Annotated in this window: 18 protein-coding genes; 9 read left to right on the forward strand and 9 right to left on the reverse strand. The window is 36.3% G+C overall.

Annotation, left to right across the window (positions count from 1 at the left end; translation table 11 throughout):
* Positions 1-63 precede the first annotated feature (63 nt).
* Entirely contained in the window at positions 64-2,196 is a 2,133-nt protein-coding gene (locus J2X31_RS00080; RefSeq protein WP_310023454.1) for a S9 family peptidase, read from the forward strand.
* Between the two features lie 324 nt (positions 2,197-2,520).
* Here J2X31_RS00080 and secDF read toward each other — a convergent pair whose 3' ends face one another.
* The 7 genes from secDF to truA form a co-directional block, all read right to left on the reverse strand.
* Positions 2,521-5,505, reverse strand: a complete 2,985-nt coding sequence (gene secDF / locus J2X31_RS00085) for a protein translocase subunit SecDF (RefSeq protein ID WP_310023455.1) — start codon at positions 5,503-5,505, stop codon at positions 2,521-2,523.
* Positions 5,506-5,728: 223 nt separating this feature from the next.
* Complete coding sequence (locus tag J2X31_RS00090) at positions 5,729-6,664, reverse strand: malate dehydrogenase (RefSeq protein WP_310023456.1); 936 nt, start codon at positions 6,662-6,664, stop codon at positions 5,729-5,731.
* A gap of 26 nt (positions 6,665-6,690) precedes the next feature.
* A complete protein-coding gene (locus J2X31_RS00095; RefSeq protein ID WP_310023457.1) occupies positions 6,691-7,719 on the reverse strand; it encodes a DUF6588 family protein in 1,029 nt (342 codons plus the stop codon).
* The gene (gene gyrB / locus J2X31_RS00100; RefSeq protein ID WP_310023458.1) at positions 7,691-9,631 is read right to left on the reverse strand and encodes a DNA topoisomerase (ATP-hydrolyzing) subunit B; all 1,941 of its coding nucleotides are present in this window, start codon (positions 9,629-9,631) and stop codon (positions 7,691-7,693) included. Before gyrB ends, J2X31_RS00095 begins: the two co-directional genes overlap by 29 nt.
* A 211-nt stretch (positions 9,632-9,842) precedes the next feature.
* Positions 9,843-11,231 carry a dihydrolipoyl dehydrogenase gene (gene lpdA, locus J2X31_RS00105; RefSeq protein ID WP_310023459.1) on the reverse strand — a complete coding sequence of 463 codons (1,389 nt, stop codon included), beginning with the start codon at positions 11,229-11,231 and terminating at the stop codon, positions 9,843-9,845.
* Between the two features lie 320 nt (positions 11,232-11,551).
* A complete protein-coding gene (locus J2X31_RS00110) occupies positions 11,552-13,312 on the reverse strand; it encodes an ABC transporter ATP-binding protein (RefSeq protein ID WP_310023460.1) in 1,761 nt (586 codons plus the stop codon).
* A 69-nt stretch (positions 13,313-13,381) separates the two neighbouring features.
* Positions 13,382-14,119 carry a tRNA pseudouridine(38-40) synthase TruA gene (gene truA, locus J2X31_RS00115; protein ID WP_310023462.1) on the reverse strand — a complete coding sequence of 246 codons (738 nt, stop codon included), beginning with the start codon at positions 14,117-14,119 and terminating at the stop codon, positions 13,382-13,384.
* Between the two features lie 269 nt (positions 14,120-14,388).
* Here truA and J2X31_RS00120 point away from each other — a divergent pair, with 269 nt between their 5' ends.
* The gene (locus J2X31_RS00120; RefSeq protein WP_310023463.1) at positions 14,389-14,886 is read left to right on the forward strand and encodes a metallophosphoesterase family protein; all 498 of its coding nucleotides are present in this window, start codon (positions 14,389-14,391) and stop codon (positions 14,884-14,886) included.
* Here J2X31_RS00120 and J2X31_RS00125 read toward each other — a convergent pair.
* Both J2X31_RS00125 and J2X31_RS00130 read right to left on the reverse strand, forming a co-directional pair.
* Positions 14,883-16,154: a cyanophycinase gene (locus J2X31_RS00125; RefSeq protein ID WP_310023464.1), complete on the reverse strand. Its 1,272-nt coding sequence runs from the start codon at positions 16,152-16,154 to the stop codon at positions 14,883-14,885. The two genes, J2X31_RS00120 and J2X31_RS00125, sit on opposite strands and share 4 nt — an antisense overlap.
* Before the next feature lie 43 nt (positions 16,155-16,197).
* Positions 16,198-16,839, reverse strand: coding sequence for a protein-L-isoaspartate(D-aspartate) O-methyltransferase (locus J2X31_RS00130; protein ID WP_310023465.1), 642 nt, complete (start codon positions 16,837-16,839; stop codon positions 16,198-16,200).
* Between the two features lie 144 nt (positions 16,840-16,983).
* On the opposite strand from J2X31_RS00130, the gene J2X31_RS00135 reads away from it, so the two are divergent.
* From J2X31_RS00135 to J2X31_RS00165, 7 genes are all read left to right on the forward strand, one after another.
* Entirely contained in the window at positions 16,984-17,949 is a 966-nt protein-coding gene (locus tag J2X31_RS00135; RefSeq protein ID WP_026706423.1) for a Gfo/Idh/MocA family protein, read from the forward strand.
* A 106-nt stretch (positions 17,950-18,055) separates the two neighbouring features.
* Positions 18,056-19,048 (forward strand): PDDEXK nuclease domain-containing protein, encoded by a 993-nt coding sequence (locus J2X31_RS00140; protein ID WP_310023466.1) that lies wholly within the window; start codon positions 18,056-18,058, stop codon positions 19,046-19,048.
* 42 nt (positions 19,049-19,090) lie between these two features.
* Entirely contained in the window at positions 19,091-19,978 is an 888-nt protein-coding gene (locus tag J2X31_RS00145; protein ID WP_310023467.1) for a 3-hydroxybutyryl-CoA dehydrogenase, read from the forward strand.
* Positions 19,979-20,322: 344 nt separating this feature from the next.
* A complete protein-coding gene (locus J2X31_RS00150; protein ID WP_310023468.1) occupies positions 20,323-21,540 on the forward strand; it encodes a DUF1015 domain-containing protein in 1,218 nt (405 codons plus the stop codon).
* Positions 21,541-21,679: 139 nt separating this feature from the next.
* Complete coding sequence (locus J2X31_RS00155; protein WP_310023469.1) at positions 21,680-22,330, forward strand: YggS family pyridoxal phosphate-dependent enzyme; 651 nt, start codon at positions 21,680-21,682, stop codon at positions 22,328-22,330.
* Positions 22,331-22,384: 54 nt separating this feature from the next.
* The gene (locus J2X31_RS00160) at positions 22,385-23,746 is read left to right on the forward strand and encodes an exonuclease domain-containing protein (protein ID WP_310023470.1); all 1,362 of its coding nucleotides are present in this window, start codon (positions 22,385-22,387) and stop codon (positions 23,744-23,746) included.
* A 24-nt stretch (positions 23,747-23,770) separates the two neighbouring features.
* Entirely contained in the window at positions 23,771-24,607 is an 837-nt protein-coding gene (locus tag J2X31_RS00165) for an ion transporter (RefSeq protein WP_310023471.1), read from the forward strand.
* Positions 24,608-24,701 lie beyond the last annotated feature (94 nt).

Here is a 24,701-nt window from a genome sequence, read left to right on the forward strand (position 1 = left end):
AATCTTTGGGAATTTTACTTAATCCTTTTTCAATATCTTTGAAAACTTAAAAAACAACACAATATGAACAAAAAATTAATTGCTGTTTTTAGTCTTTTCTTGGCCTTTACAGCTTTCGGGCAAACCAAGAAACTCACACTAGATGATGGCGTTTTGCAACAATACAGGGCTTTTAGAGCCGATAATGTTTTAGGATTTCAATGGATTCCTAATACCAATAAATACATTTTCTTTGAAAATTTCGGACAAAAGTTGATGGTGGCGAATACGGCTGACACAAAAGCGACCGAATTGGTTTCACTTTCTGATTTGAATAAAACTCTTGGAACAAGTTTAAGGGGTTTCTTTGGAATCGAATGGAAAGATGCCAACACTTTTGTTTTGAATGATGGTGCAAAATTCTACGAGTACAATGTTGCAACAAAAACTGGAAAGCAAATTGCCGAATTGCCTGAAGTTGCCGAAAATCAGACTTTTGATAATAAAAAAGAAAATATTGCTTTTACAGAAAAAAACAATTTGTATTTCATCAACAAAAACAATCAAAAAGTTGCCGTTACAAATGAAACCAATGAAGGAATTGTTTCGGGACAAACATACGCGAGAAGTGAATTTGGGATCCACAATGGAATATTTTGGTCGCCAAATGCCAACTTTTTAGCGTTCTATCAAAAAGATGAAACCGAAGTTGCCGATTATCCTCTGCTGGACATCAATGAAACTCCTGGGAAATTGCAAAACATTAAATATCCGATGATTGGTCAGAAAAGCGAAAAGCCAAAAGTTGGGATTTATAATTTGGCTACAGCCAAAACCGTATTCATCACTCCAAAAGGAAACGTTGATGATTATTTGACCAATCTATCTTGGACTCCAGACGAAAAATATGTGTTGATTGCCGAAGTAAACCGTTCTCAAAATGATATGTCTTTGCATTTGTATGATGCAAATTCGGGTGCTTTTGTGAGAACAATTCTCAATGAGAAAAACCCAAAATGGGTTGAGCCAGAACATCCAGCGTTTTTTCCAAATACGAAGTCTAATAATTTTGTTTGGATAAGCGAGAAAGATGGCTTCAATAATTTATACTACTATTCAATTGATGGAAAATTAATCAAGCAATTGACGCAGAATAAATTTGTAACCACAGGAATTATTGGTTCAAATCCAACTGGAACTGAAATTTATTTTTCAGCTACAGGAGCAAATCCAACGAATATGTTGGCTTATAAAGTAGATTTAAAAGGAAAACAAACGCTTCTTACAAAAGAGGAAGGCGTTCATAATTTTTCTGTTAGCTCTGACAGCAATTGGTTTTTTGATGAATTTTCAAATCATACGACTCCATCAAAATCTTTGCTTTTGGATAATAACCTGAAAGCAACAACATTGGTAGAAAGCAAAAACAAATATGCCGACTACCAAATGGGAACTGCTGAAATCAAGACGATCAAAGCTGGCGATGGAACGACTGATTTATATACAAGATTAATTAAGCCTAGCAATTTTGACCCGACAAAAAAATATCCGGTTATGGTTTATGTTTATGGTGGTCCTCATGCTCAAATGATTACAAATTCTTATCTGGATGGAGCAAATCTTTGGATGTATTGGATGGCGGAACAAGGTTATTTGGTGTTTACGGTTGATAATCGTGGTTCTGAAAACAGAGGATTGGCATTCGAAAATGTAATTCATGGAAAGTTAGGTGTTCATGAAATGGAAGACCAATTAAAAGGTGTTGAGTATTTGAAATCTTTACCTTATGTTGATGGAAATCGTTTAGCAGTTCATGGTTGGAGCTATGGAGGTTTTATGACGACTTCGTTAATGTTGAGAAAACCAGATACATTTAAAGTTGGAGTTGCCGGTGGTCCTGTTACCGATTGGAAATTCTACGAGGTAATGTATGGCGAACGTTATATGGATACTCCTGCCGAAAACCCTCAAGGTTTTGATGAATCGAGCACATTGAATTATGTGAAAAACTTGAAAGGAAAATTACTTTTGATTCACGGAACAAGTGATGATGTTGTGGTGATGCAACAGAATTTTGCCTTGGTAAAAAAATTCATCGAAGCCGAAAAGCAAATTGATTTCTTTCCTTATCCGATGCACAAGCATAATGTAACCGGAAAGGATAGAGTTCATTTGATGCGAAAAGTTTTGGATTATATTATTGAGAATAATAAGTAGAAACGAATAATATTATAAATTACAAACTCCCGATTACAGCTGTAGTCGGGAGTTTTTTTGCTTGAGTTTTTATTTGGCTAAAGCCAAATGGATTAATTGATGTTTGTTTTTTTTATTTAATATCCCATTGGTTAAAACCAATGGCAATTAATGTATCACTAAATTATACCCATATTATTACGACACACAATCATTCAACACTAATTGCACCAATTTACACGAATAAATTGGTGCAATTAGTGTTGAAATTTATAGTATTCGAAAATCAAAAAAGGCTGTCTCAAAATAGAGACAGCCTTTTATATTTGAAAGCTAAATTTAGAATTAAGCTACTTCTTCATTGTTTGCATTATTGTGCAACTCTTCGATACGTTTGTGTTCTGCATCCGAAATGGTATCACACAATACTGGTGTTGCGATGAAAAGAGATGAATATGTTCCAACGATAATACCAATCAACATGGCGAAGATAAATCCTCTGATCGTTTCTCCACCTAATATGAACATGATCAATAATACCAAGATCATCGTCAATGATGTATTGATGGTTCTTGACATAGTAGAATTAATAGACTTATTTACGATATCGTTAAAAGAACCTTTAGTTTTACCTCCTAAATATTCACGAACCCTGTCAAATACAATTACGGTATCATTCATAGAGTAACCGATAACTGTTAGGATTGCAGCGATAAAGTGCTGGTCGATTTCCATACCAAATGGCATATATTTCCAAAGAAGTGAATAAACTCCCAATACGAAAATAACGTCATGTGCTACTGCAGCAATCGCACCCAAGCTATATTGCCATTTACGGAAACTGATGGTCAAGTAAAGGAATACAATGGCCATTGCTCCAAGTACAGCCCAGTAAGAATTTGTCTTGATGTCTTCTGCAACTGCAGGACCAACTTTAGAAGCTTGTAAAATACCTAACGTTTTTCCATCATAAGCATTTACAAATTTTTCATAGTTCATGTCAGCTGAATAATGTTTTTTCAAACCATCAAAAAGCATTTTGTTTACTTCTTCATCCGCCTCTGTTCCGTGCACATCTACTTTATATTTAGTTGTGATTTTCAACTGGTTGCTGTTACCAAATACTTTGGCTTCAACACCTCCACCAAAAACGGCATTTAACTCTTCTTTTACTTCGTCAGTAGAAATTGTATTTTCAAATCGAACTTGGAAAGTTCTTCCTCCAACAAAATCAACTCCTTGGTTGAAACCATTAAACCAAATCGAAATAATACTACCAATTACAACGATAGACGAAATAATGTAGGTATACTTCTTGGCTCCCAAGAAATTGTAATTGAATTTTGTAAAGAAATTTTTAGAAAAATTAGTATCAAAAGTCAATTTATTATTCTTAGCTGCACTTCTTTCCAAAAGGATTCTTGAGATAAAAATAGCTGTAAACAATGAGGTAAAAATACCAATCAATAATGTCAAGGCAAAACCTTTTATCGGACCTGTACCGAAAACATACAAAACAATACCTGTTAAGATGTGAGTTACGTTTGCATCTACGATAGATCGCATTGCACCTTTCCAACCATAAGAAGCTTTGATAGAATCTTCAAGAGAGTTGCCTAAACGAAGTTCTTCTTTTGCTCTTTCGTAGATAATGATATTCGCATCGACTGCTGTACCCATCGTTAAAACGATACCTGCAATACCTGGCAATGTCAATACAAAACCAAAGCTAGCCAATACTCCGAAAAGGAATAATAAGTTTACTGCTAAAGCTAAATTTGCATACCAACCTGCTCTACCATAATATACAATCATCCAAAGTGAAACAATCAATAATCCCAATAAAGAGGAATTGATACCCGCATCGATAGCTTCCTGTCCCAAAGATGGTCCTACTACTTCTGATTGAATAATATCTGCTGAAGCTGGTAATTTACCTGCTTTTAATACGTTTGCTAAATCTTTTGTTTCCGCAACCGTGAAAGCCCCAGAAATTTGAGAGTTTCCGCCAGCAATTGGTCCCGTAGTAACACCTGGTGCAGAATAAACAACATCATCCAACACAATCGCAATAAAACCTTGTTGGCTGTAAGCTTTTCCAGTTAGTTCTTCCCAGATTTTAGCTCCAGCACCATTCATTTGCATCGAAACACAAGGTCTTCCCATTTGGTCAAACTCATCTCTAGCTTCAGTAACAACACCACCACTCATTGGAGCAACATTGTTTCTATTTCCTTTTAAGGCATAAAGCTCAAGTGTTTCAATTTCTTTTCCTTTATCGTCCTTGATTGTTGAAGGTTTTCCCCAAACGAATTTTGCAAAACGTTGTTCACCTTGCAAAAGGTTCTTGATATCTGCTCTGTTCAAATATTTATTTACAGAAGCAGTATCTTTTAAAGAGAAAACTGCCAAAACTGGACCTCCACCTTGTCCGATAATTTTATCAAACAAAGGGTTATTTCCTTTTTTAGTTGCAGTTGAATCTGCAGTATCATCTGTCAACAATGAGCTTAAAGAATCTTTCTTTACAGGAGCGGTTTCCTTAACAGCAACTTCTGTAGTCTTCAAGATTTCGTTAGCCTGAACCAAGAAGCTACCAATTTCTTCAATCTTATACGTTTCCCAAAACTCTAATTGAGCTGTGCTTGATAATAATTTTTTAATACGATCTACATCCTTAGCACCTGGAAGTTCCACAAGGATTCTTCCTGTTTCTCCTAATTTCTGTATGTTTGGTTGTGTCACACCAAATTTGTCGATACGCTTTCTTAGTACTTCAAATGCACTACTAACTGACTCGTCAACTTTTTTTCTGATTACTTTTTCTGCCTCAGCATCGGTCATCTTAAAGTTGATACCATCTTCGCCTTGCAAGTTTTTGTTAGCAAAAATTTCTGGAGAAGCCAATTTGGTTTTTCCAGCCGAATTTTCGTTGAACGCTTTAAAGAAAGCATCAATATAGGTTTGATTTCCTTCAAGATTTTTAGTAGCATCGTCCAAAGACTTGTTGAAAATTGGGTCTTTAGAATTGTTTGCCAAACCTTTCAAAACATCTTTTACCGATATTTGAAGGATAACATTTATTCCTCCTTCAAGATCCAATCCTTTGTTGATTTTTTTATCTTTTACATCATTATAGGTAAAAAGATCTAAAAATACTTTTTCTTTCCCGATTGAATCAAGGTATTTTACCTCTTGCTCTGGATTACCTTTTGCAAAAGCTTTTGCTTTGTTTTCAACGCTACTTGCTACAAATGTGAAAGTAAGTTGGTAAATACTTACCAATGCAAATAAAATTGCAAAAAATTTAACGAGTCCTCTATTCTGCATTATTACTAATAATTAATTAATTTTGATTGTATTTTGTTGTTTCTAATGTTAAAAAATAAATAATTCAAAAGCTATTGATTTAAAAGCGACTAAACTCAATTATTTCCCTTTTTTTAAAACGAGCAAATATATAATTTACAAAAAGATTAACCAATTTATTTATTGATTAATCTCAAAAAAAAGACTGCAAGTTTGCAGTCTTTTTCATATTTTGTGTAAAAGCTTATGCTAAAACCGATTTCAAAGCATCATTCATGCTTCTAACAGCATCTGCACTTTTAGAGAATAATCCTTTTTCAGCATCATTCAATGTAATGTCAACGATTTCTTCAATTCCGTTTTTACCGATGATACAAGGAACACCAATACAGATATCGCTTTGTCCGTATTCTCCCTCAAGGAAAACAGAACAAGCAATCATTTTCTTTTGATTGTTCAAGATGCTATCCACCAAATAAGCTACTGAAGCTCCTGGAGCATACCATGCAGAAGTACCCAAAAGACCAGTTAAAGTTGCACCACCAACCATTGTATCAGCAGCTACTTTATCTAACTCTTCTTGAGAAAGGAATTCTGAAACTGGGATTCCGTTATAAGAAGCCAATCTAGTCAATGGAATCATCGTTGTATCTCCGTGACCTCCGATTACCATTGCAGAAACGTCATTTGCTGGTTTATCTAAAGCTTTAGACAAATAATATTTGAAACGAGAGCTATCCAAAGCACCACCCATTCCGATGATTCTGTTTTTTGGCAAACCTGTAGATTTCAATGCCAAATAAGTCATTGTATCCATTGGATTCGAAACTACTACAATTATTGTATTTGGAGAATGAGCCAAAATATTTTCTGTAACCGATTTTACAATTCCAGCGTTAATTCCGATCAATTCCTCACGTGTCATTCCTGGTTTTCTTGGAATTCCAGAAGTGATTACAACTACATCGCTGTTGGCTGTTTTAGAATAATCGTTAGTAACTCCTGTAAGTTGTGTATTAAAACCCGTATTGGTAGCACATTGCATGATATCCATAGCTTTCCCTTCGGCAAAACCTTCTTTAATATCCAATAAAACCACTTCACTTGCAATTCCTCTGTAAGAAATTACATCTGCACACGATGCTCCAACGTTTCCAGCACCAACTATTGTAACTTTCATATTATGTTGTTTTTATATTTAATAAATTAGAATTCGTATTGTAATGCGGTATTTGAGTTTACAAATTTACCAAAAGCAAGCGTTTGTTGTATATAAAAATGATGAAATTGATACCTCCCGGAAATTTCGCCAATTCCATTGAATTTTGTTCGGGCAATTGATTTCAATTGTCCGTTTAAGATATCTTGCAAAGGCGTAATTTTTTCAATCTCTCCTTTTGGTCCGTTCACTTTATATTCAAAATCACTTGTATTCATTATAAAACCCGTAGAAAGCTCAAATCTTTTAAATTCTTTTGAAGCATTCACTTGGAATTGCCAGGTATCGATCAAACTGTTCAATGCATTCAACCCAAGGTTTCCGTAGGCAGTTTCAACATCTAAAAAATTAACTGTCAGGTCTTCTTTTGAATAGGCCGCTAAAACAGAAAAATGCAGGTTTCTTTTTTCCAAACTTGGAAAATATTGACTCAAGTTATGTTTTAATCCTAAACCATATACTTGATAATCTACGTTTTTCAGTTTGATCATTGGGGAAAATTTAGCCACAATCTCCGTTCCATACCAAAGTCCGACAGCACCTTGAAGATAAGGATAGAAAACCACTTCCCTGTCGATTCCTTCAGGCGTTCTTAATGAAACAGGACTCCCGTTAAGCTCACCTATCAATTCTATATATTGATCACTTCCTAAAGTTGAAGGCGTTAAAGCACTTTCTACACCTTCTTGATTAATCCTAAAAAAAGAAAGATCGCTATTTGAAAGCCTGAAACTACGATCCGATTGCGGAACAAAGAAAACATTTCCGTGCAAACCAACTTTAAAATCCCAAAGGTTTGCTTTTTTTGGAGTACTTACCCAACCGGATGCCGCTTGATAAACCGCGGCATCTGTGGCAGGTGTAACATATTTATCTGTAAAAAAAATCGCATCCTTAATCAAGAAATAAATTTCTTCAGCTGGTAAAGATTGAGCATTTGCATTGCTTATGCAAAAAACAAATAGTACGATTCCTTTTAAGACGGCTTTACGCATCAATATTGGCGTAAACTGCATTCTTTTCTATAAACTCTCTCCTTGGTGGCACTTCATCCCCCATTAGCATAGAGAAAATTCTATCTGCTTCAGCAAGACTATCGATAGTTACTTGACGTAGCGTTCTGAAATTTGGATCCATTGTAGTTTCCCACAACTGTTCAGCATTCATCTCTCCAAGACCTTTATAACGTTGGATTGCTGCACTTCCACCCATTCTTTCATTTGCCTGATCACGCTGAACATCGTTCCAAGCATATTCTTTTTTGTTTCCTTTTTTAACCAAATATAAAGGAGGAGCTGCAATATAAACGTGCCCTTCTTCAATCAATTCACGCATAAAACGGAAAAAGAACGTCAGAATCAAAGTAGAAATATGACTTCCATCGACATCGGCATCACACATGATGATTACTTTGTGGTATCTTAATTTTTCGAGATTCAAAGCTTTAGTATCTTCAGCAGTACCAATAGTTACTCCTAAAGCAGTGAATATGTTTCGAATCTCTTCGTTTTCGAAAACCTTATGCTGCATCGCTTTTTCAACGTTCAAAATCTTACCTCTCAAAGGTAAAATAGCTTGAAAGTTTCGGTCACGACCTTGTTTTGCCGTTCCACCAGCCGAATCTCCCTCGACAAGGTATACTTCGCATTTTGCAGGATCTTGTTCTGAACAATCAGACAATTTCCCTGGCAATCCGCCACCACCCATTACAGTTTTTCGTTGCACCATTTCACGTGCTTTTTTAGCTGCATGACGTGCTTGAGCTGCAAGGATTACTTTTTGGATGATGATTCGAGCATCATTTGGATTTTCTTCCAAATAATTTTCCAACATTTCAGAAACTGCCTGACTTACTGGCGAAACAACTTCTCTGTTTCCTAATTTGGTTTTGGTTTGTCCTTCAAATTGAGGTTCGGCTACTTTAACCGAAATAATTGCTGTCAATCCTTCACGGAAGTCATCTCCAGCAATTTCAAATTTCAATTTGTCCAACATTCCAGAAGCATCGGCATATTTTTTAAGCGTCCTTGTCAAACCGCTTCTAAAACCTTGCAAATGCGTTCCACCTTCGTGGGTATTAATATTGTTTACGTAAGAAAAAATATTCTCTGTGTAGCTTGTATTGTAAATCAAGGCAACCTCAACCGGGATTTCTCCTTTTTCGTGGTCCATTGAAATTACATGAGAAATGATTGGCTCACGGTTTCCATCTAAATAACGGATGTATTCTTTCAGACCTTCATCTGAATGGAATACTTCTGAAACGAAATTTCCGTCCTTATCAAGTTCTCTCTTATCTGTAAAAGTAATTGTAATTCCTTTGTTCAAGAACGAAAGTTCACGCATACGAGCTGATAAAGTATCATATGAAAACTCGATTGTTTGCGTAAAGATAGTATCATCTGGATAAAAAGTCTGTCTGGTTCCTCTTTTTTCCGTTTCCCCAATTTGCTTTACCGGATATAACGCTTTTCCTTTTTCGTATTCTTGTTCGTAGATTTTTCCATCTCTAAAAACCGTAGATCGCATGTGGTTGGAAAGTGCATTTACTACAGAAACCCCCACACCGTGCAAACCTCCAGAAACTTTATACGAATCCTTATCAAACTTACCTCCTGCTCCAATTTTGGTCATTACAACCTCAAGTGCCGAAACGCCTTCTTTTTTATGTAAATCAACTGGAATACCACGACCATTGTCTTCAACAGTAATCGATCCATCTTCGTTAATCCAAACGCCAATGGTATCGCAATGACCTCCCATTGCCTCATCGATAGAGTTATCTACCACCTCATAAACCAAGTGGTGCAAACCTCTAACACCTACATCTCCAATATACATCGACGGACGCATTCTAACGTGCTCCATCCCTTCTAATGCCTGAATACTATCTGCTGAATAATTGTGTTTATTTACTTCTTCGCTCATATTTATCTATTATTCTGAATGATTTTTTGTTTAACGAACAAATATATGAAAACGCAAGGGATAATCGCTTAAAAATGCCTGTTTTAGTCCGTAAGTTATTAACATTTTCATCTTAAAAACTTCGATTTTAAATTATCATTTTTGCCCTTTTTATGAAACAAAAAAATCCGCTTTTCAGCGGATTTCATATTGTCAATAAAACTTGAATTTCTTACAAGTGAATCACTTCTCCATAAGCATCAGCGGCAGCTTCCATAATAGCCTCGCTCATTGTTGGATGCGGGTGGATTGATTTGATGATTTCGTGACCTGTAGTTTCCAGTTTACGGGCTACAACTGCTTCAGCAATCATATCCGTAACTCCGGCACCAATCATATGACAACCTAGCCATTCGCCATATTTAGCATCAAAAATTACTTTTACAAAACCATCTTTTGTTCCAGCAGCACTCGCTTTTCCTGAAGCCGAGAAAGGGAATTTTCCAATTTTCAACTCATATCCTTTTTCCTTAGCTGCTTTTTCGGTTAAACCAACAGAAGCGATCTCTGGAGTTGCATACGTACAACCAGGAATATTTCCGTAATCGATTGGATCAACGTGAAGACCTGCGATTTTTTCCACACAAGTAATTCCTTCTGCAGAAGCCACGTGAGCCAAAGCCGGACCTGGAACTACGTCTCCAATAGCATAATATCCTGGAACATTAGTTTGGTAGAAAGCATTCACCAAGATTTTATCTCTATCGGTTGCAATACCAACTTCTTCCAAACCGATATTTTCAATGTTAGATTTGATTCCAACAGCCGAAAGCAGGATATCAGCTTCTAGAATTTCTTCTCCTTTTGCTGTTTTTACAGTTGCTTTTACGCCATTTCCAGAAGTATCAATTTTCTCAACAGAAGAATTCGTCATGATTTTCACACCCGCTTTCTTCATTGAACGCTCCATTTGTTTTGAGATATCCTCATCTTCAACCGGAACAATATTTGGCATAAATTCCACAATCGTAACATCAGTTCCCATAGAATTATAGAAATGAGCAAACTCAACTCCAATCGCTCCAGAACCAACCACAATCATCGATTTTGGCTGTTCTGGCAACGTCATAGCTTGACGGTAACCAATTACTTTCTTACCATCCTGTGGCAAGTTTGGCAATTCGCGCGAACGAGCTCCAGTGGCAATAATGATATGATCAGCTGAATATTCAGTCGTTTTTCCGTCTTTATCCGTAACGTCGATTTTCTTTCCAGGCTTAGCCTTTCCTGTACCTTCTAGAACATCAATCTTGTTTTTCTTCATCAAAAACTGAATTCCTTTGCTCATTCCGTCGGCAACACCTCTGGAACGTTGGATTACAGCACTAAAATCTTTATCAAATTCCGAAATAGTCAAACCATAATCAGAAGCATGTTTTAGGTAATCAAAAACCTGAGCCGATTTCAACAAAGCTTTCGTTGGGATACAACCCCAGTTCAAACAAATTCCACCAAGGCTTTCTTTTTCAATAATGGCCGTTTTAAATCCCAATTGCGATGCACGAATAGCTGTTACATAACCACCAGGACCACTTCCTAAAACAATAATATCGTATTTCATTTTTTGTGTTTTATTTGATTTTTGTAAAAATAAAATTCGCCGAAGCTCATTTCATCCTATAATTTCTAAATGAATTTTCAGTTGCGAAAATAAGCATTTATTCTCTTTTAAGAAAACTTCAAAGTTGTTATTTTTCATTCAGGAGCGAATCTTGGTTTTGTGCTGGGAAACCATTTTCCAGCTGCAGCAACTCGCTTTATCTCGTTTTTAAGAACGAGATAAGAGCTCAAACAATTGCAGCATCTGGGCTATTGAGAAAACCCTGTCTGCCGACAGGCAGGCATTTTTCCTTTGGAATCATTCTCAAATAAAACCTATAACTACTCCGCCTTTTCCACCGCAAACTGCGAATCATACAAACGCTTGTAGAAACCATTCTCGTTTCGCAAAAGCTCAAAATGACTTCCTTGCTCAACAATCAGACCTTTGTCCATCACAATAATCTTATCGGCATTCACGATTGTTGCAAGTCTATGAGCAATTACAATCGAAGTTCTTCCTTTTGTAATCGTTTCGGTTGCTCTTTGAATCAACTCTTCAGAATAGGTATCGATTGACGAAGTGGCTTCATCCAAAATCAGGATACTCGGATTGCTGACATAAGCTCGTAAAAAAGCAATCAACTGGCGTTGTCCCGAAGAAAGCATAACACCACGTTCCTTTACGTTATAATCATAGCCATTTGGCAAACTCATGATAAAATTGTGAACGCCGATTTTCTTGGAAGCCGTTATCACATGTTCCCTTGTAATATTTGGATTGTTAAGTGTGATGTTGTTGTAAATCGTATCGGCAAAAAGAAAAACATCCTGCAATACAACTGCAATCTGTTCCCTCAAGGATTCCAAAGTATAACTGTTAATATTTTCGCCATCAATGCAAATCACACCGCTGTTGATTTCATAAAAACGATTCAACAAATTAATGATGGTAGATTTTCCGGCTCCCGTAGCTCCGACAATTGCAATCGTTTCACTTTCTTTTACCTTTAAATTGATTCCTTTGATTACCTCTTCATTTTCGATGTAACCAAAATGAACGTCCTTGAATTCTATTTCACCCTTAAAATTTGGAGCAATCAGATTCCCTTTGTCCTGAATTTGATCTTGTGTATCCAGGATATCAAAAACACGATTTGCAGCAATCATCCCCATTTGCATCTCATTGAATTTATCTGCAATCTGACGAAGCGGATTGAACAGCATCCCGATAAACATCGTATACGAAAAAAGGTCACCAAAAGTAGTGTTCGTATTACCTCCTAAAATCTGGCTTCCACCGTACCAAACCACCATTGCCAATGTCAATGATGAAATAATATCGGCAATCGGAAAGAAAATCGAGTTGTACCAAACCGTCTTGATCCAAGCCTTGTTGTGTTTTGCATTTATTTCACTGAACTTTTGAGCCTCAATTTCCTCGCGGTTGAAAAGTTGCACAATCTTCATCCCGGTAACACGTTCCTGAACAAAAGTATTCAGATTGGAAATTTGCGTTCGAACTTCTTCAAAAGCCACTTGCATTTTTTTCTGGAAAACCCTTGTCGCAATTACCAAAATAGGCATTGCTACAATTACAATCCACGTTAAAGTCCAATTCATATAGAACATAAACACCAATACGGCAACCATTTTCATCAAGTCACTTATAATCATAAACAACCCTTGACTGAAAATTCTGGCGATTGCTTCGATGTCCGAAACAGAACGCGTAACCAACTGACCAACTGGGGCATTGTCAAAATATTTCATCCTGAAACTCAGCATGTGTTTGAAAAGCTTTGTTCGGATGTCGCGAACAATGTCCTGACCGAGCCAATTGGCCCAATAAACGAAATAAAATTGCGAGATAACCTCCAAAAGAAGTACAACCCCCATCAGGATAATGTAGTACAACAAACCTTGCTGGTCTTCGGTTTGAATGTAGCCATCAACGGTTTGCTTTAACAAATATGGACGAAGTGCGGCAAATATCGAAAGTGAAATTGCCCAAATAATTACACCATTGAACCTCCATTTGTAAGGCTTGGTGTACACCATTATTCGTTTGAATACTTTTGTATCGAATGCTTTTGCTTTCATTTATTATTTTAGATTTTAGAGTTCAGATTTTAGATTTTGACTAAAAAAGGATAACTCATAACTTATAACCTATTTTATATAATCGTATTTTATTTCCGTCAGATACAATCCATGAGCTGGAACTGAAAAACCTGCTTTCCCCCTGTCTTTGCTTTCAATGATGGCGTTAAAATCTTGTAACGTAATCTTTCCTAAACCAACATAAACCAACGTTCCTACGATTGCTCGAACCATATTACGCAAAAATCGGTCGGCCGAAATGGTGAAAATTAATTGTTTTTTTTCTTCCTTCCAAAATGCTTCGGTAATTTTACAGTTGAAGGTGTTTACATCTGTGTTTACTTTTGAGAAACATTGAAAATCGGTATGTTTCAGTAAAATTTTTCCGGCTTCGTTCATCAAATTGATATCCAGTTTCTGATGATAATACCAACTTAATTCTTCCAAGAAAACATTTTTGGTCGTATTAATATGATATTCATACGTTCTTTTAGTTGCATCAAAACGGGCATGAGCGTCATCGTGAACCGGAATTATATCGTGAACGGCAATGTCTTTTGGCAAAAAAGAATTGAGCTTGTGGATTAGCGTTGGAGTTTCAATTTCATTTTTGAAGTCAAAATGTCCGAACATTTCCTTGGCATGAACTCCTGTATCGGTTCGTCCTGCACCCATAATTTCAAGTTCAGAATTGAGTACAACCGATAATGCTTTTGTCAAGGTTTCCTGTACAGAGGTAGCATTGGGTTGGTATTGCCAACCGTGATAATTTGTTCCTTTGTATGAGAATTTGATGAAATAACGCATTTTTAGAATTTAGAAATCTGAATTTAGAAGTTGTTCGACAATCTAGTTTTTCTGACTTCTGGATTTTTCCCGACAAAGATACTTTATTAATGTAGACATTTTTATCTTTTGAATTGTAACGAAATGTTAATTTGATTTTGAACTGGAATGTTTAATTTTACCACCGAACCCTAGCCCTGATTGAAGAGGAAATCCTTTTTATTTTTTTTCTTTAAAAAAATAAAAAGATTGGAACGGAAAGCAGGAAATAGCTCCTTAAAAAAAATATCTTGAAAAAAATACTGCTTCTTTCCGATACTCATAGTCATATTGACGACACGATTTTGAAATATGTACATCAGGCCGACGAGGTTTGGCACGCTGGTGATATTGGCGATTTGGTTGTGACGGACACTATAAAGAAACTAAAACCGCTTCGTGCTGTTTATGGCAATATTGACGATGATAAAGCGAGAATGGAGTTTCCGCTGAACAACCGTTTTATGTGTGAAGGTGTTGATGTCTGGATCACCCACATTGGCGGTTATCCCGGAAAATACAATCAGGCGATTCGAAGCGAGATTACTCTGAATCCGCCAAAACTCTTTATTTGTGGACATTCACATATCTTGAAAGTGATGTTCGACAAGAAACTAAATTTACTGCACATGAATCCCGGTGCGGTTGGAAAAAGTGGTTTTCACGATGTGAGAACGATGTTGCGTTTTGTGATTGACGGCGATGCAATCAAGGGTTTGGAAATCATCGAAATCGAAAAAAGAGTCTAGTTTTTAATGACTTTCTGACTGGAAGTTCTTCCGTTTGATATTACTTTTAGGATGTAAATCCCGCTTTGCAAATTGGACGTATCAATTTTAATTTTATCTGAAAAAGAATTCTGAAGGACGATTCTTCCTTGTATATCATAAATGGAGAAGTTGTTTTTTCCTGCATTTTTTAGGTTTATTTCTTGTTGAAATGGAACTGGAGCAACTGAGAATTTTTCGGATTCAAAATCACTAACATTAAGATTACAGGCGTTTGCCATTCCTGCTACAGATGAAAATGTTCCGCTGTTTACCGACCAATCTTCCCAAATTCCGCCACTTCCTGTTTGCCAATCACCTAGATTAAAATAATTGGTTCCGTTCATTGTTCCGGGAACTTTATAGACTTTTACGGCTTTACCGTTATGGTTCCAAGTTAAAGGTGTTGCGTTTTGCATGGTTTCTGGAAAAACTTCGTCACAATTGGTTTGTAGAAAATAAGCAAACTCGTCGTATGCAGGATAATCTCCGAAAACTATTGCTTTTCCGTCATCTCCAAAACATACTGCAACATATTCATTCGAGGCAATTCCGAAGCTTCTTCCGTTGATGGTTTGGGTCATTCTGGCTAAAAATGCGGTATGTCTTCCACGTCGATCAGGACTGTCATAATGCGAATCGGTCATGGTATTTTCCAAAAATGGAACTTGCAGAAAATCATTTTCACCAATTGTCAGATTATTATGAAAAGGATTTGACAAGGCTTGAGCAGAAGTTATAGAACCATTTTGTGCCGAAAAATAATGGCTTCCTAGAATGGCCATTCCTGCACTTGTTCCTCCAATTGGAGCATTTTTCACATTAATATGGTCATTCAACAAATCTTCGAGTGCATTGTTTTTGAAATAGGAAACATAATTCCATTGATCGCCACCGGCAAACCAAATCATTTCGGCATTTGCCACTTTATCTAAAACATAAGGATTTGTAGCACCTGCAACAGAAGTAATGACAAGCGTTTCGACCGAATTTACATTCACTCCCAAATCGGAATACAAATAATTATTGTAGCCATTGCTTCCGGAACTTCTCAAAACAACAACATCTCCTCCATTGGCTTTTTGCAGCAACCAAATCATGGCATTGTCGTGTTCGGTAGCACCACCCATAAGGCAAACTCCAAATTCTGGCGTTGTGGTAATATTATTCGTGTTTCCTGTGAAATAACTGGTGTAGCCTTGCGAAAAGGAAAATAGTGGAAATAATAAAAGGAGTAATTTTATCTTCATAGGTTTTTGATATTCAGTAAATATAACAAAAACCTATTAGGGTTTAATTTTTATTTTCCAATAAAGGCACAAATCGAAACTCTCCAAACTCATGCTTTTCGAATTGAGTATCATTTTTCCGGATTAGCATGGTCATAATTTGATGGTCTTCACCAAGCGGAATCACGAGCCTTCCTCCTATTTTTAATTGGGCCATCAAAGGTTTTGGAATGATTGGAGCTCCAGCCGTTACAATAATACTATCAAAAGGAGCATAATTTGGAAGACCTTTATAACCATCTCCAAAAGACAAATGTTTTGGTCTGATATTTAATTTTGGAAGAAGCAAAGACGTTGTTTTAAACAATTCATTTTGTCGTTCCACACTGTAAACTTTGGCTCCCATGGTGCATAAAACCGCCGTTTGATAACCTGAACCTGTACCAATTTCTAGAATTTTATGGTCTTTTTGAACTTCCAATAATTGTGATTGGAAGGCAACAGTATAAGGTTGCGAAATGGTTTGTCCCGCACCAATCGGAAAGGCCTTGTCCTGATAGGCATAATCTTCAAAACTGGAGTTCAAAAACAAGTGTCTCGGAATTTTTTTAATGGCTTCCAATACATTCTTATCCGTAATTCCCTTCTGTTCTAAAACGGCTATTAATTGATTTCGAAGTCCTTGATGTTTGGCTGTATCTTTCAAAATTTGGAGGTTTTAATTTCGGTAAAAATAAGAAAGTAAAAGGTATTTAAAGATTGAATTTTAAATTTTAAATCGATAAAACTTTAATGATTCAAACTTTAATCTTTAAACAATTAATGTTATTTTTGTGGAAAATACATTTTTATGCTAAAAGTTGGAGTATTAGGTGCTGGCCACTTGGGAAAAATTCATTTGCGTTTGTTACAGCAATCTGAAAAATATGAACTAGTAGGCTTCTATGACCCAAATCAGGAAAATGCCGAGAAAGTAGCCAAGGAATTTGGTTATACAAAGTTCGATACCATCGCCAAATTGATTCACGCTGTTGATGTGGTGGATATCGTAACTCCAACACTTTCGCACTACAAATGTGCAAAAGTTGCCATTAAATCAGGCAAGCATGTTTTTCTTGAAAAACCCATTTCAAACACAGTTGAAGAAGCCGAAGAAATTATTGCTTTAGCAAAAGAATACAACGTAAAAGGTCAAGTTGGTCATGTTGAAAGATTCAATCCAGCCTTTAAATCTGTAAAGAATGACATCATAAATCCGATGTTTATTGAAACGCACCGTTTGGCAGAATTCAACCCTCGTGGCACTGATGTTCCTGTAGTTTTAGACCTGATGATTCACGATATTGATGCAATTTTGAGTGTTGTAAAATCGAAAGTAAAAAACATTCACGCAAGTGGCGTTTCGGTAATTTCTGACACTCCAGATATTGCAAATGCCCGAATTGAATTCGAAAATGGTTGTGTGGCCAACTTGACTTCAAGCCGAATTTCCTTAAAAAACATGCGAAAATCACGCTTCTTCCAAAAAGACGCCTACATCTCTGTAGATTTCCTCGAAAAGAAATGCGAAGTCGTGAAGATGAAAGATGCACCAGAAGTTCCAGGCGATTTTGATATGATTCTTCAAAATGCCGAAGGTGTGAAAAAACAAATCTATTTTGATAATCCAGATGTTGAAAACAACAATGCCATTTTGGATGAATTAGAAACTTTTGCTGATGCCATCAACAATAACACAACACCAATCGTGACTTTAGAAGATGGAACAGATGCTTTGAGAGTTGCTTATCAAATCATTGATTGTTTCAAGAAATAAATTAAACCATTAAGAAATTAAGAGACTTAAGTCTTAATCTTTCTTAATTTCTTAATGGTTCAAAAATCTTTCAATCCTTAAATTTTTAAATCTTTTAATTCTATAGATGCTAACCAATAACAACCTTCTTCTCGAAATCAAGAATCTCATTGCAAATGCAAGAGAAACTGCCGTTCGTTCGGTTGATTTCCAGAGAACTTTATTGTATTGGTATATTGGCGAACGCATTTTCAATGAAGAACAGCAAGGAAAAGACCGTGCTGAATACGGAAATTATCTGATTAAATATCTTTCTGAACAACTAACTCCTGAATTTGGAAGTGGATTTTCTTACAGAAATTTAAATTGGTACCGCCAGTTTTATAGAACTTTTCCAATTGTGAACTCACTGCGTTCACAATTGAGTTGGACACATTATCGATTATTGTTACGCATTGAAAATGAAGACAAAAGAGAATATTACATAGCCGAAACCGTAAAAAACAATTGGTCGGTTCGGCAAATGGAACGCCAAATAAACAGTCAATTATTTGAACGATTGTTGTTAAGCAACGACACAGAAAGCGTTTTGGCAGTTGCTCGAAATGAAAAACTTCCAACCAATCCATCCGAAATTATCAAAGACCCAATGGTTTTAGAATTTCTCGGTTTGAGACGTGAATCTGCCTATTATGAAAAAGATTTAGAACAGGCAATCATCACGCATCTGCAAGATTTTCTTCTGGAATTAGGCAACGGATTTTCATTTGTTTCGCGACAAAAAAGAATCCATCTTGATGGCGATGATTTTTTTATCGATTTGGTTTTTTACAATAGAATCCTACAATGTTCTATCATTTTCGAAATAAAAACGCATAAGTTAACACACGAAGATTTGGGTCAACTCCAGATGTATGTCAATTATTATGACCGAATTGAAAAACTTGAACACGAAAAACCAACCATCGGAATTTTACTTTGTGCAGACAAAAACAATGCAGTCGTAAAATTCTCATTACCCGAAACCAACAAGACTATTTTAGCCAGCCAATACGAATTAATTCTGCCTTCAGAAGAACAATTGCTTCAAGAAATCAGAAAAGAAATAGAAAGACAATAAATCTTTCAATCCTAAAATTTTTAAATCTTTTAATAAATAAAAATGAAAAACATAGCCGTAATCGGAGCCGGAACAATGGGCAACGGAATCGCCCACACTTTTGCACAAAGCGGATTTACCGTAAAACTAATCGATGTTTCAGAAAAATCTCTTGACAAAGGAATGGCGACAATCGCAGGAAACTTGGACAGAATGGTTGCTAAAGGAACCATTTCTGAAGACGATAAAATGAAAACAATCAGCAATATCATCACCTATACTGATATTAAAGACGGTGTTGTTGGTGTTGATTTAGTAGTTGAAGCCGCAACTGAAAATGTAGAATTAAAACTGAATATTTTTAAGCAATTAAACGAAGCTTGTTCACACAATACAATTTTGGCAACCAACACTTCGTCGATTTCCATCACGCAAATCGGAGCCGTTGTCGCTCATCCTGAACGTGTTATCGGGATGCACTTTATGAATCCGGTGCCAATTATGAAGCTCGTTGAAATCATTCGCGGTTACAATACCTCTGATGAAGTGACTAAAATCATCATGGAATTATCCGAAAAATTAGGAAAAACTCCAGTTGAAGTAAACGATTATCCAGGTTTTGTGGCCAACAGAATTTTAATGCCGATGATCAACGAATCCATCGAAACTCTATACAACGGAGTTGCAGGCGTTTACGAAATCGATACGGTAATGAAATTAGGAATGGCTCACCCGATGGGACCATTGCAATTGGCTGATTTTATTGGACTTGACGTTTGCCTTGCGATTCTGAATGTAATGTACGAAGGTTTCAAAAACCCAAAATATGCACCTTGTCCGCTTTTAGTGAATATGGTTCGTGCCGGAAAATTAGGCGTGAAATCAGGCGAAGGATTCTATGATTATTACGAAAGCAAAAAGGCCGAAAAAGTAGCGAAACAGTTTTCTTAAAATAACTCCTGCAAGGTTTCCAAAACCTTGTAGGTGTTTATTTTTTTTTGGAGCAAACCATCAGGAATAAATTAAACCCTATTCCCGCTTTCCACAATATCTTTTTTGTTTTTAAAGAAAAAACAAAAAAGGATATTTGCTCCAATCGGGGCTAAATGAAAACTTTAGGCACTTTTTAAACGCTAGTTTCCCAATCTTTGTCAATACCTAACAGGTTTTCAAAACCTGTTAGGTATTAAGAACCCAAAACTAAACAGGTTTTAAAAACCCGATAGTTTAAATCAAACAAACCTAACAGGTTTTGAAAACCTGTTAGGAACCTTAAACTTTAAACAAAAAAGATTTTGGCAAAAATAATCCCTTTCAAAGCCGTCCGACCAACTCGCGACAAAGTCAGCTTGGTAACTTCGCGTTCCTATGATGAATATTCTCCAGCAGAATTAGCTTCGCAGTTGGATTTCAATCCGTTTTCATTTCTTCACGTCTTGAATCCGGCCTATGTCAACCAGCAAAAAATCGGATTGGAAAAAAGATTTAAACTCGTTGCCCAGAAATACAATGACTTTAAGGAAGAAGTTGTTTTAATCAAGGAAGAAAAACCGGTCTTTTTCATCTACGAAATCCAAACCAAAATCCAAACTTTTACTGGAATAATTGCCGGAACTTCCATCGAAGATTATCAAAATAATGTCATCAAACGACACGAAGACACGTTGCAATATCGTGTAGAATTGTTCAAAGATTATCTTCACAGAACAGGTTTCAATACCGAGCCCGTTTTGATAACCTATCCCGACAATTCTGAATTAACCACTTGGATTTCAGATAAAAAGCAAACTGACTCATTATACGAATTCTCCACAACCAAAAGAGAAAAACACATCCTTTGGAAAATTGAAGACATAAACGAAATCGCCTGGCTTCAGGAAAAATTCGTTGAAATTGGCGATTTATATATTGCCGATGGACACCACCGTTCGGCTTCGGCAGAATTATTATATGAAGAAGATAAAGCTTCCGGAAACGAAAACCTGAATTATTTTATGAGCTTTCTAATTGCAGAAAGCAACGTCAAAATATACGAATACAACAGAATCATCAGAGATTTGAACGGACACTCAAAAGAAGAATTTCTGAATAAATTATCTGAAAGTTTTTGGCTTAAAAATAAAGAACAAGAACTTTGGAAACCCACAAAAAAATTCGAATTCGGAATGTATCTCGATGGCGAATTTTATTCTTTAACTTTGAAAGACGAACACAGTTTCACTTCGGTTTTGGAACGGCTTGATGCTCAAATATTATACGAAAAAGTATTAAATCCAATACTCGGAATTGAGGATTTAAGAAATGATGAAAGAATCGATTATATTCCCGGAAAACAATCAATTATTACAATCAAAGAAGTTGTGGATGAAGGCGAATTTGAACTAGGATTTATGCTTTTTCCAACCGATATTGCAGAAATAAAAGAATTGGCCGATAACAATTTGATTATGCCTCCAAAAAGCACCTACATCGACCCGAAGTTTAGAAGTGGTTTGGTTGTGTATGAGATTTGATTGAAAGATTTAAGGATTGAAAGATTAAAAGATTTTGATACCACAATAGTGTCATTCCGACGAAGGAGGAATCTTCACAAGAAACTCAACTAATGGAGATTCCTCCTTCGTCGGAATGACAAAGTTTATAAATAAATTTATGTCAATAAAAAACAACCTACTCGAAATAAAATCCACACTGCCAGAAAACGTAACTCTTGTTGCAGTTTCAAAAACAAAACCCGTTTCCGATTTGATGGAAGCCTACGAAGCCGGACAACGAATCTTTGGAGAGAATAAAATCCAAGAAATGGCAGAGAAGTTTGAGCAAATGCCAAAAGACATCGAATGGCACATGATTGGACACGTTCAAACCAACAAAGTCAAATTTATGGCTCCATTTGTGAGTTTGATTCACGGTGTAGACTCCTTGAAATTATTGGAAGAAATAAACAAACAAGCTTTAAAATACAATAGAATTATCGATTGTCTTTTGCAAATACATATTGCAGAAGAAGAAACAAAATTTGGATTAAATGAAGAAGAGCTAAATGAGATTCTGAAACAAGTTGAGCAAGACAAACTAAAAAACATACAAATAAAAGGCTTGATGGGAATGGCAACCTTCACCGAAAACCAAGACCAAATCAAGAAAGAATTTTTACATTTAAAGTCAATTTTCGACAAACTAAAAACTAATACCCCCCAACTAACAACTCTTTCGATGGGAATGTCCGGCGATTATCAACTAGCAATTGAATGCGGTAGTACAATGGTTCGGATTGGAAGTAGTATATTTGGAACGAGATAAAATTATCGACAAACGAAGAAACTGACAACTCACAACTGATAACTGACAACTTTTTTGTACACAATACTCGACATAGAAACCACCGGAGGCCAATTCAACGAAGAAGGAATTACGGAAATTGCCATCTATAAATTCGACGGACACGAAATTGTCGATCAATTTATTAGTTTGGTCAATCCTGAAAAGCCGATTCAACCTTTTGTGGTGAAATTGACCGGCATAAATAATGCCATGTTACAGAGTGCTCCAAAATTTTATGAAGTTGCAAAACGCATCATCGAAATTACACAAGACACTATTCTTGTCGCACACAATGCCCAATTTGATTATCGAATCCTTCGAACTGAATTTGCTCGTTTGGGATACGATTTTGAATGCCATAACATTTGTACGGTAGAATTAGCGAAAAAATTAATCCCCGAACAGCCTTCCTACAGTTTAGGAAAATTAGTTCGAGCACTCGGAATTCCAATGGCCGACAGACATCGCGCTTCGGGAGATGCTTTGGCAACCGTGAAATTATTCAAAATGCTTCTGGACAAAGATTTGGAGAAAGAAGTCGTGAAAACCTTCATCAAAACCGAAGTCGAGAAAAAATTGGCTCCGAAACTTTTAGATATCGTTTCAAAATTGCCTTCAACAACCGGAATTTATTACATCCATAACGAAAATGGCGACATCATTTACATCGGCAAAAGCCGAAATATCAAAAAACGAGTGAACCAGCATTTTACAGGTTCGGCACGAAAAGAAAAAAAAATTCAAGCCGAAGTTTTTGATGTTTCCTACGAAGAAACCGGAACCGAACTAATCGCTTTGTTAAAAGAATCCGAAGAAATAAAAGTCAACAAACCCAATTATAATAGGGCTTTACGCAAAACCATTTTCCCTTGGTCGCTCTATTCAAAAGTGAACGACAATGGTTATCTCGCAATTGTTTTGGAAAAATCGGATATGCGAAAAAAAGAAATTGCCTCTTTTGCAACGCATCAGGAAGCACAAAATAAATTGTTTCAATTTACTGAAAAATACAATCTGTGCCAAAAAATAAACGGACTCGACAATCCAAAAACCAATTGTTTCCCCTATCAACTCAATCAATGCAATGGAGCTTGTATCCAAAAAGAAACTCCAGAAGAATACAACCTTCGTGCTGAAGATTTTTTGGCCAACAATGAATACCAAAATCAGAACATGATTATCATTGAAAGGGGTCGAAATATCCAAGAAAAAAGTGCCGTCGTGCTCGAAAACGGGATACTTTTAGGCTATGCTTTCTATGATTTGAACTATCAAATCAGCAACATCGAAGTCCTCAAAAACGTCATCACGCCATTGCCAAACAACCGCGATTCAAAAAATATCATACTTGGCTACCTCAAAAAAAGCAAATACCACAAAATTGTTCGTTTTTAAAATAGTTTCCGTATTTTAGACCGTATGAAAAACAAAGACTGCAAGACACCTTACGACATCTTTCGTCAAAGAGTAAACATCATCATACATGGCGTAAACACTCCCGCAGGAAGGCTATTTGACATCATTCTTTTGTTTGTCATTCTCTTGAGCGTCTTTTTGGTAATGCTCGAAAGTGTCGAAAGTTTAGACATAATTTACCACGATTTCTTTATCATTTCCGAATGGATTATCACCATTTTCTTCTCCATCGAGTACATTTTACGAATCATTTCCAGCAGAAAACCATTAAAATACATTTTTAGTTTCTACGGAATCATCGACTTGATTTCGATTTTACCAATGTATCTCTCTTTTTTCATTCCAAGTACAAAAATCCTAACCGTTGTCCGAGCCTTGCGACTTTTAAGACTCTTTAGAATCTTAAATTTGGTTCAATTTTCAGGTCAAGCCTCACAACTCAAACTGGCCATCAACGCCAGTAAAACCAAAATCATCGTTTTCATCTATTTCGTTTTCATCATTTCCATCCTTTTAGGAGCCGTTATGTTTGTAGTCGAAAGTCCCGAAAGCGGTTTCACAAGCATACCAACCAGCATCTATTGGTGTATCGTGACACTAACAACCGTAGGCTATGGCGACATCGCACCCATAACACCACTCGGCAAAATCATCGCCTCGTTTATCATGATTTTGGGTTACGGAATCATCGCCGTTCCAACTGGAATCGTAACCGCCGAATTGGCAAGCGGTAGAAAAACAAGGACCCTTTTGCCTGGAGCCTGCAAAAAATGTGGCACAAACGACCATCGAAATACAGCCGAATTCTGCTACAAATGCGGAGCTTTTTTAGAAGAATAGTTTTTTCAGTAGCACAAACTTTTTTTTTAGAATCCATTCTTACCTGTCGCCAGACAGTTAGCACTTTCCTTGTAAATTTTCATTTTTAAAGAAA

The organism is Flavobacterium arsenatis (assembly GCF_031456785.1).
GTDB lineage: Bacteria > Bacteroidota > Bacteroidia > Flavobacteriales > Flavobacteriaceae > Flavobacterium > Flavobacterium arsenatis.

Bases quoted from the DNA above. Each gene is read 5' to 3' on its own strand.
- J2X31_RS00140 (WP_310023466.1), top strand. From the start codon at position 18,056: ATGCTAACCAATAACAACCTTCTTCTCGAAATCAAGAATCTCATTGCA.
- J2X31_RS00155 (WP_310023469.1), top strand. From the start codon at position 21,680: ATGTCAATAAAAAACAACCTACTCGAAATAAAATCCACACTGCCAGAA.
- truA (WP_310023462.1), bottom strand. From the start codon at position 14,119: ATGCGTTATTTCATCAAATTCTCATACAAAGGAACAAATTATCACGGT.
- J2X31_RS00125 (WP_310023464.1), bottom strand. From the start codon at position 16,154: ATGAAGATAAAATTACTCCTTTTATTATTTCCACTATTTTCCTTTTCG.
- J2X31_RS00110 (WP_310023460.1), bottom strand. From the start codon at position 13,312: ATGAAAGCAAAAGCATTCGATACAAAAGTATTCAAACGAATAATGGTG.
- J2X31_RS00165 (WP_310023471.1), top strand. From the start codon at position 23,771: ATGAAAAACAAAGACTGCAAGACACCTTACGACATCTTTCGTCAAAGA.
- J2X31_RS00080 (WP_310023454.1), top strand. From the start codon at position 64: ATGAACAAAAAATTAATTGCTGTTTTTAGTCTTTTCTTGGCCTTTACA.
- J2X31_RS00095 (WP_310023457.1), bottom strand. From the start codon at position 7,719: ATGCAGTTTACGCCAATATTGATGCGTAAAGCCGTCTTAAAAGGAATC.
- J2X31_RS00090 (WP_310023456.1), bottom strand. From the start codon at position 6,664: ATGAAAGTTACAATAGTTGGTGCTGGAAACGTTGGAGCATCGTGTGCA.
- secDF (WP_310023455.1), bottom strand. From the start codon at position 5,505: ATGCAGAATAGAGGACTCGTTAAATTTTTTGCAATTTTATTTGCATTG.
- lpdA (WP_310023459.1), bottom strand. From the start codon at position 11,231: ATGAAATACGATATTATTGTTTTAGGAAGTGGTCCTGGTGGTTATGTA.
- gyrB (WP_310023458.1), bottom strand. From the start codon at position 9,631: ATGAGCGAAGAAGTAAATAAACACAATTATTCAGCAGATAGTATTCAG.
- J2X31_RS00135 (WP_026706423.1), top strand. From the start codon at position 16,984: ATGCTAAAAGTTGGAGTATTAGGTGCTGGCCACTTGGGAAAAATTCAT.
- J2X31_RS00145 (WP_310023467.1), top strand. From the start codon at position 19,091: ATGAAAAACATAGCCGTAATCGGAGCCGGAACAATGGGCAACGGAATC.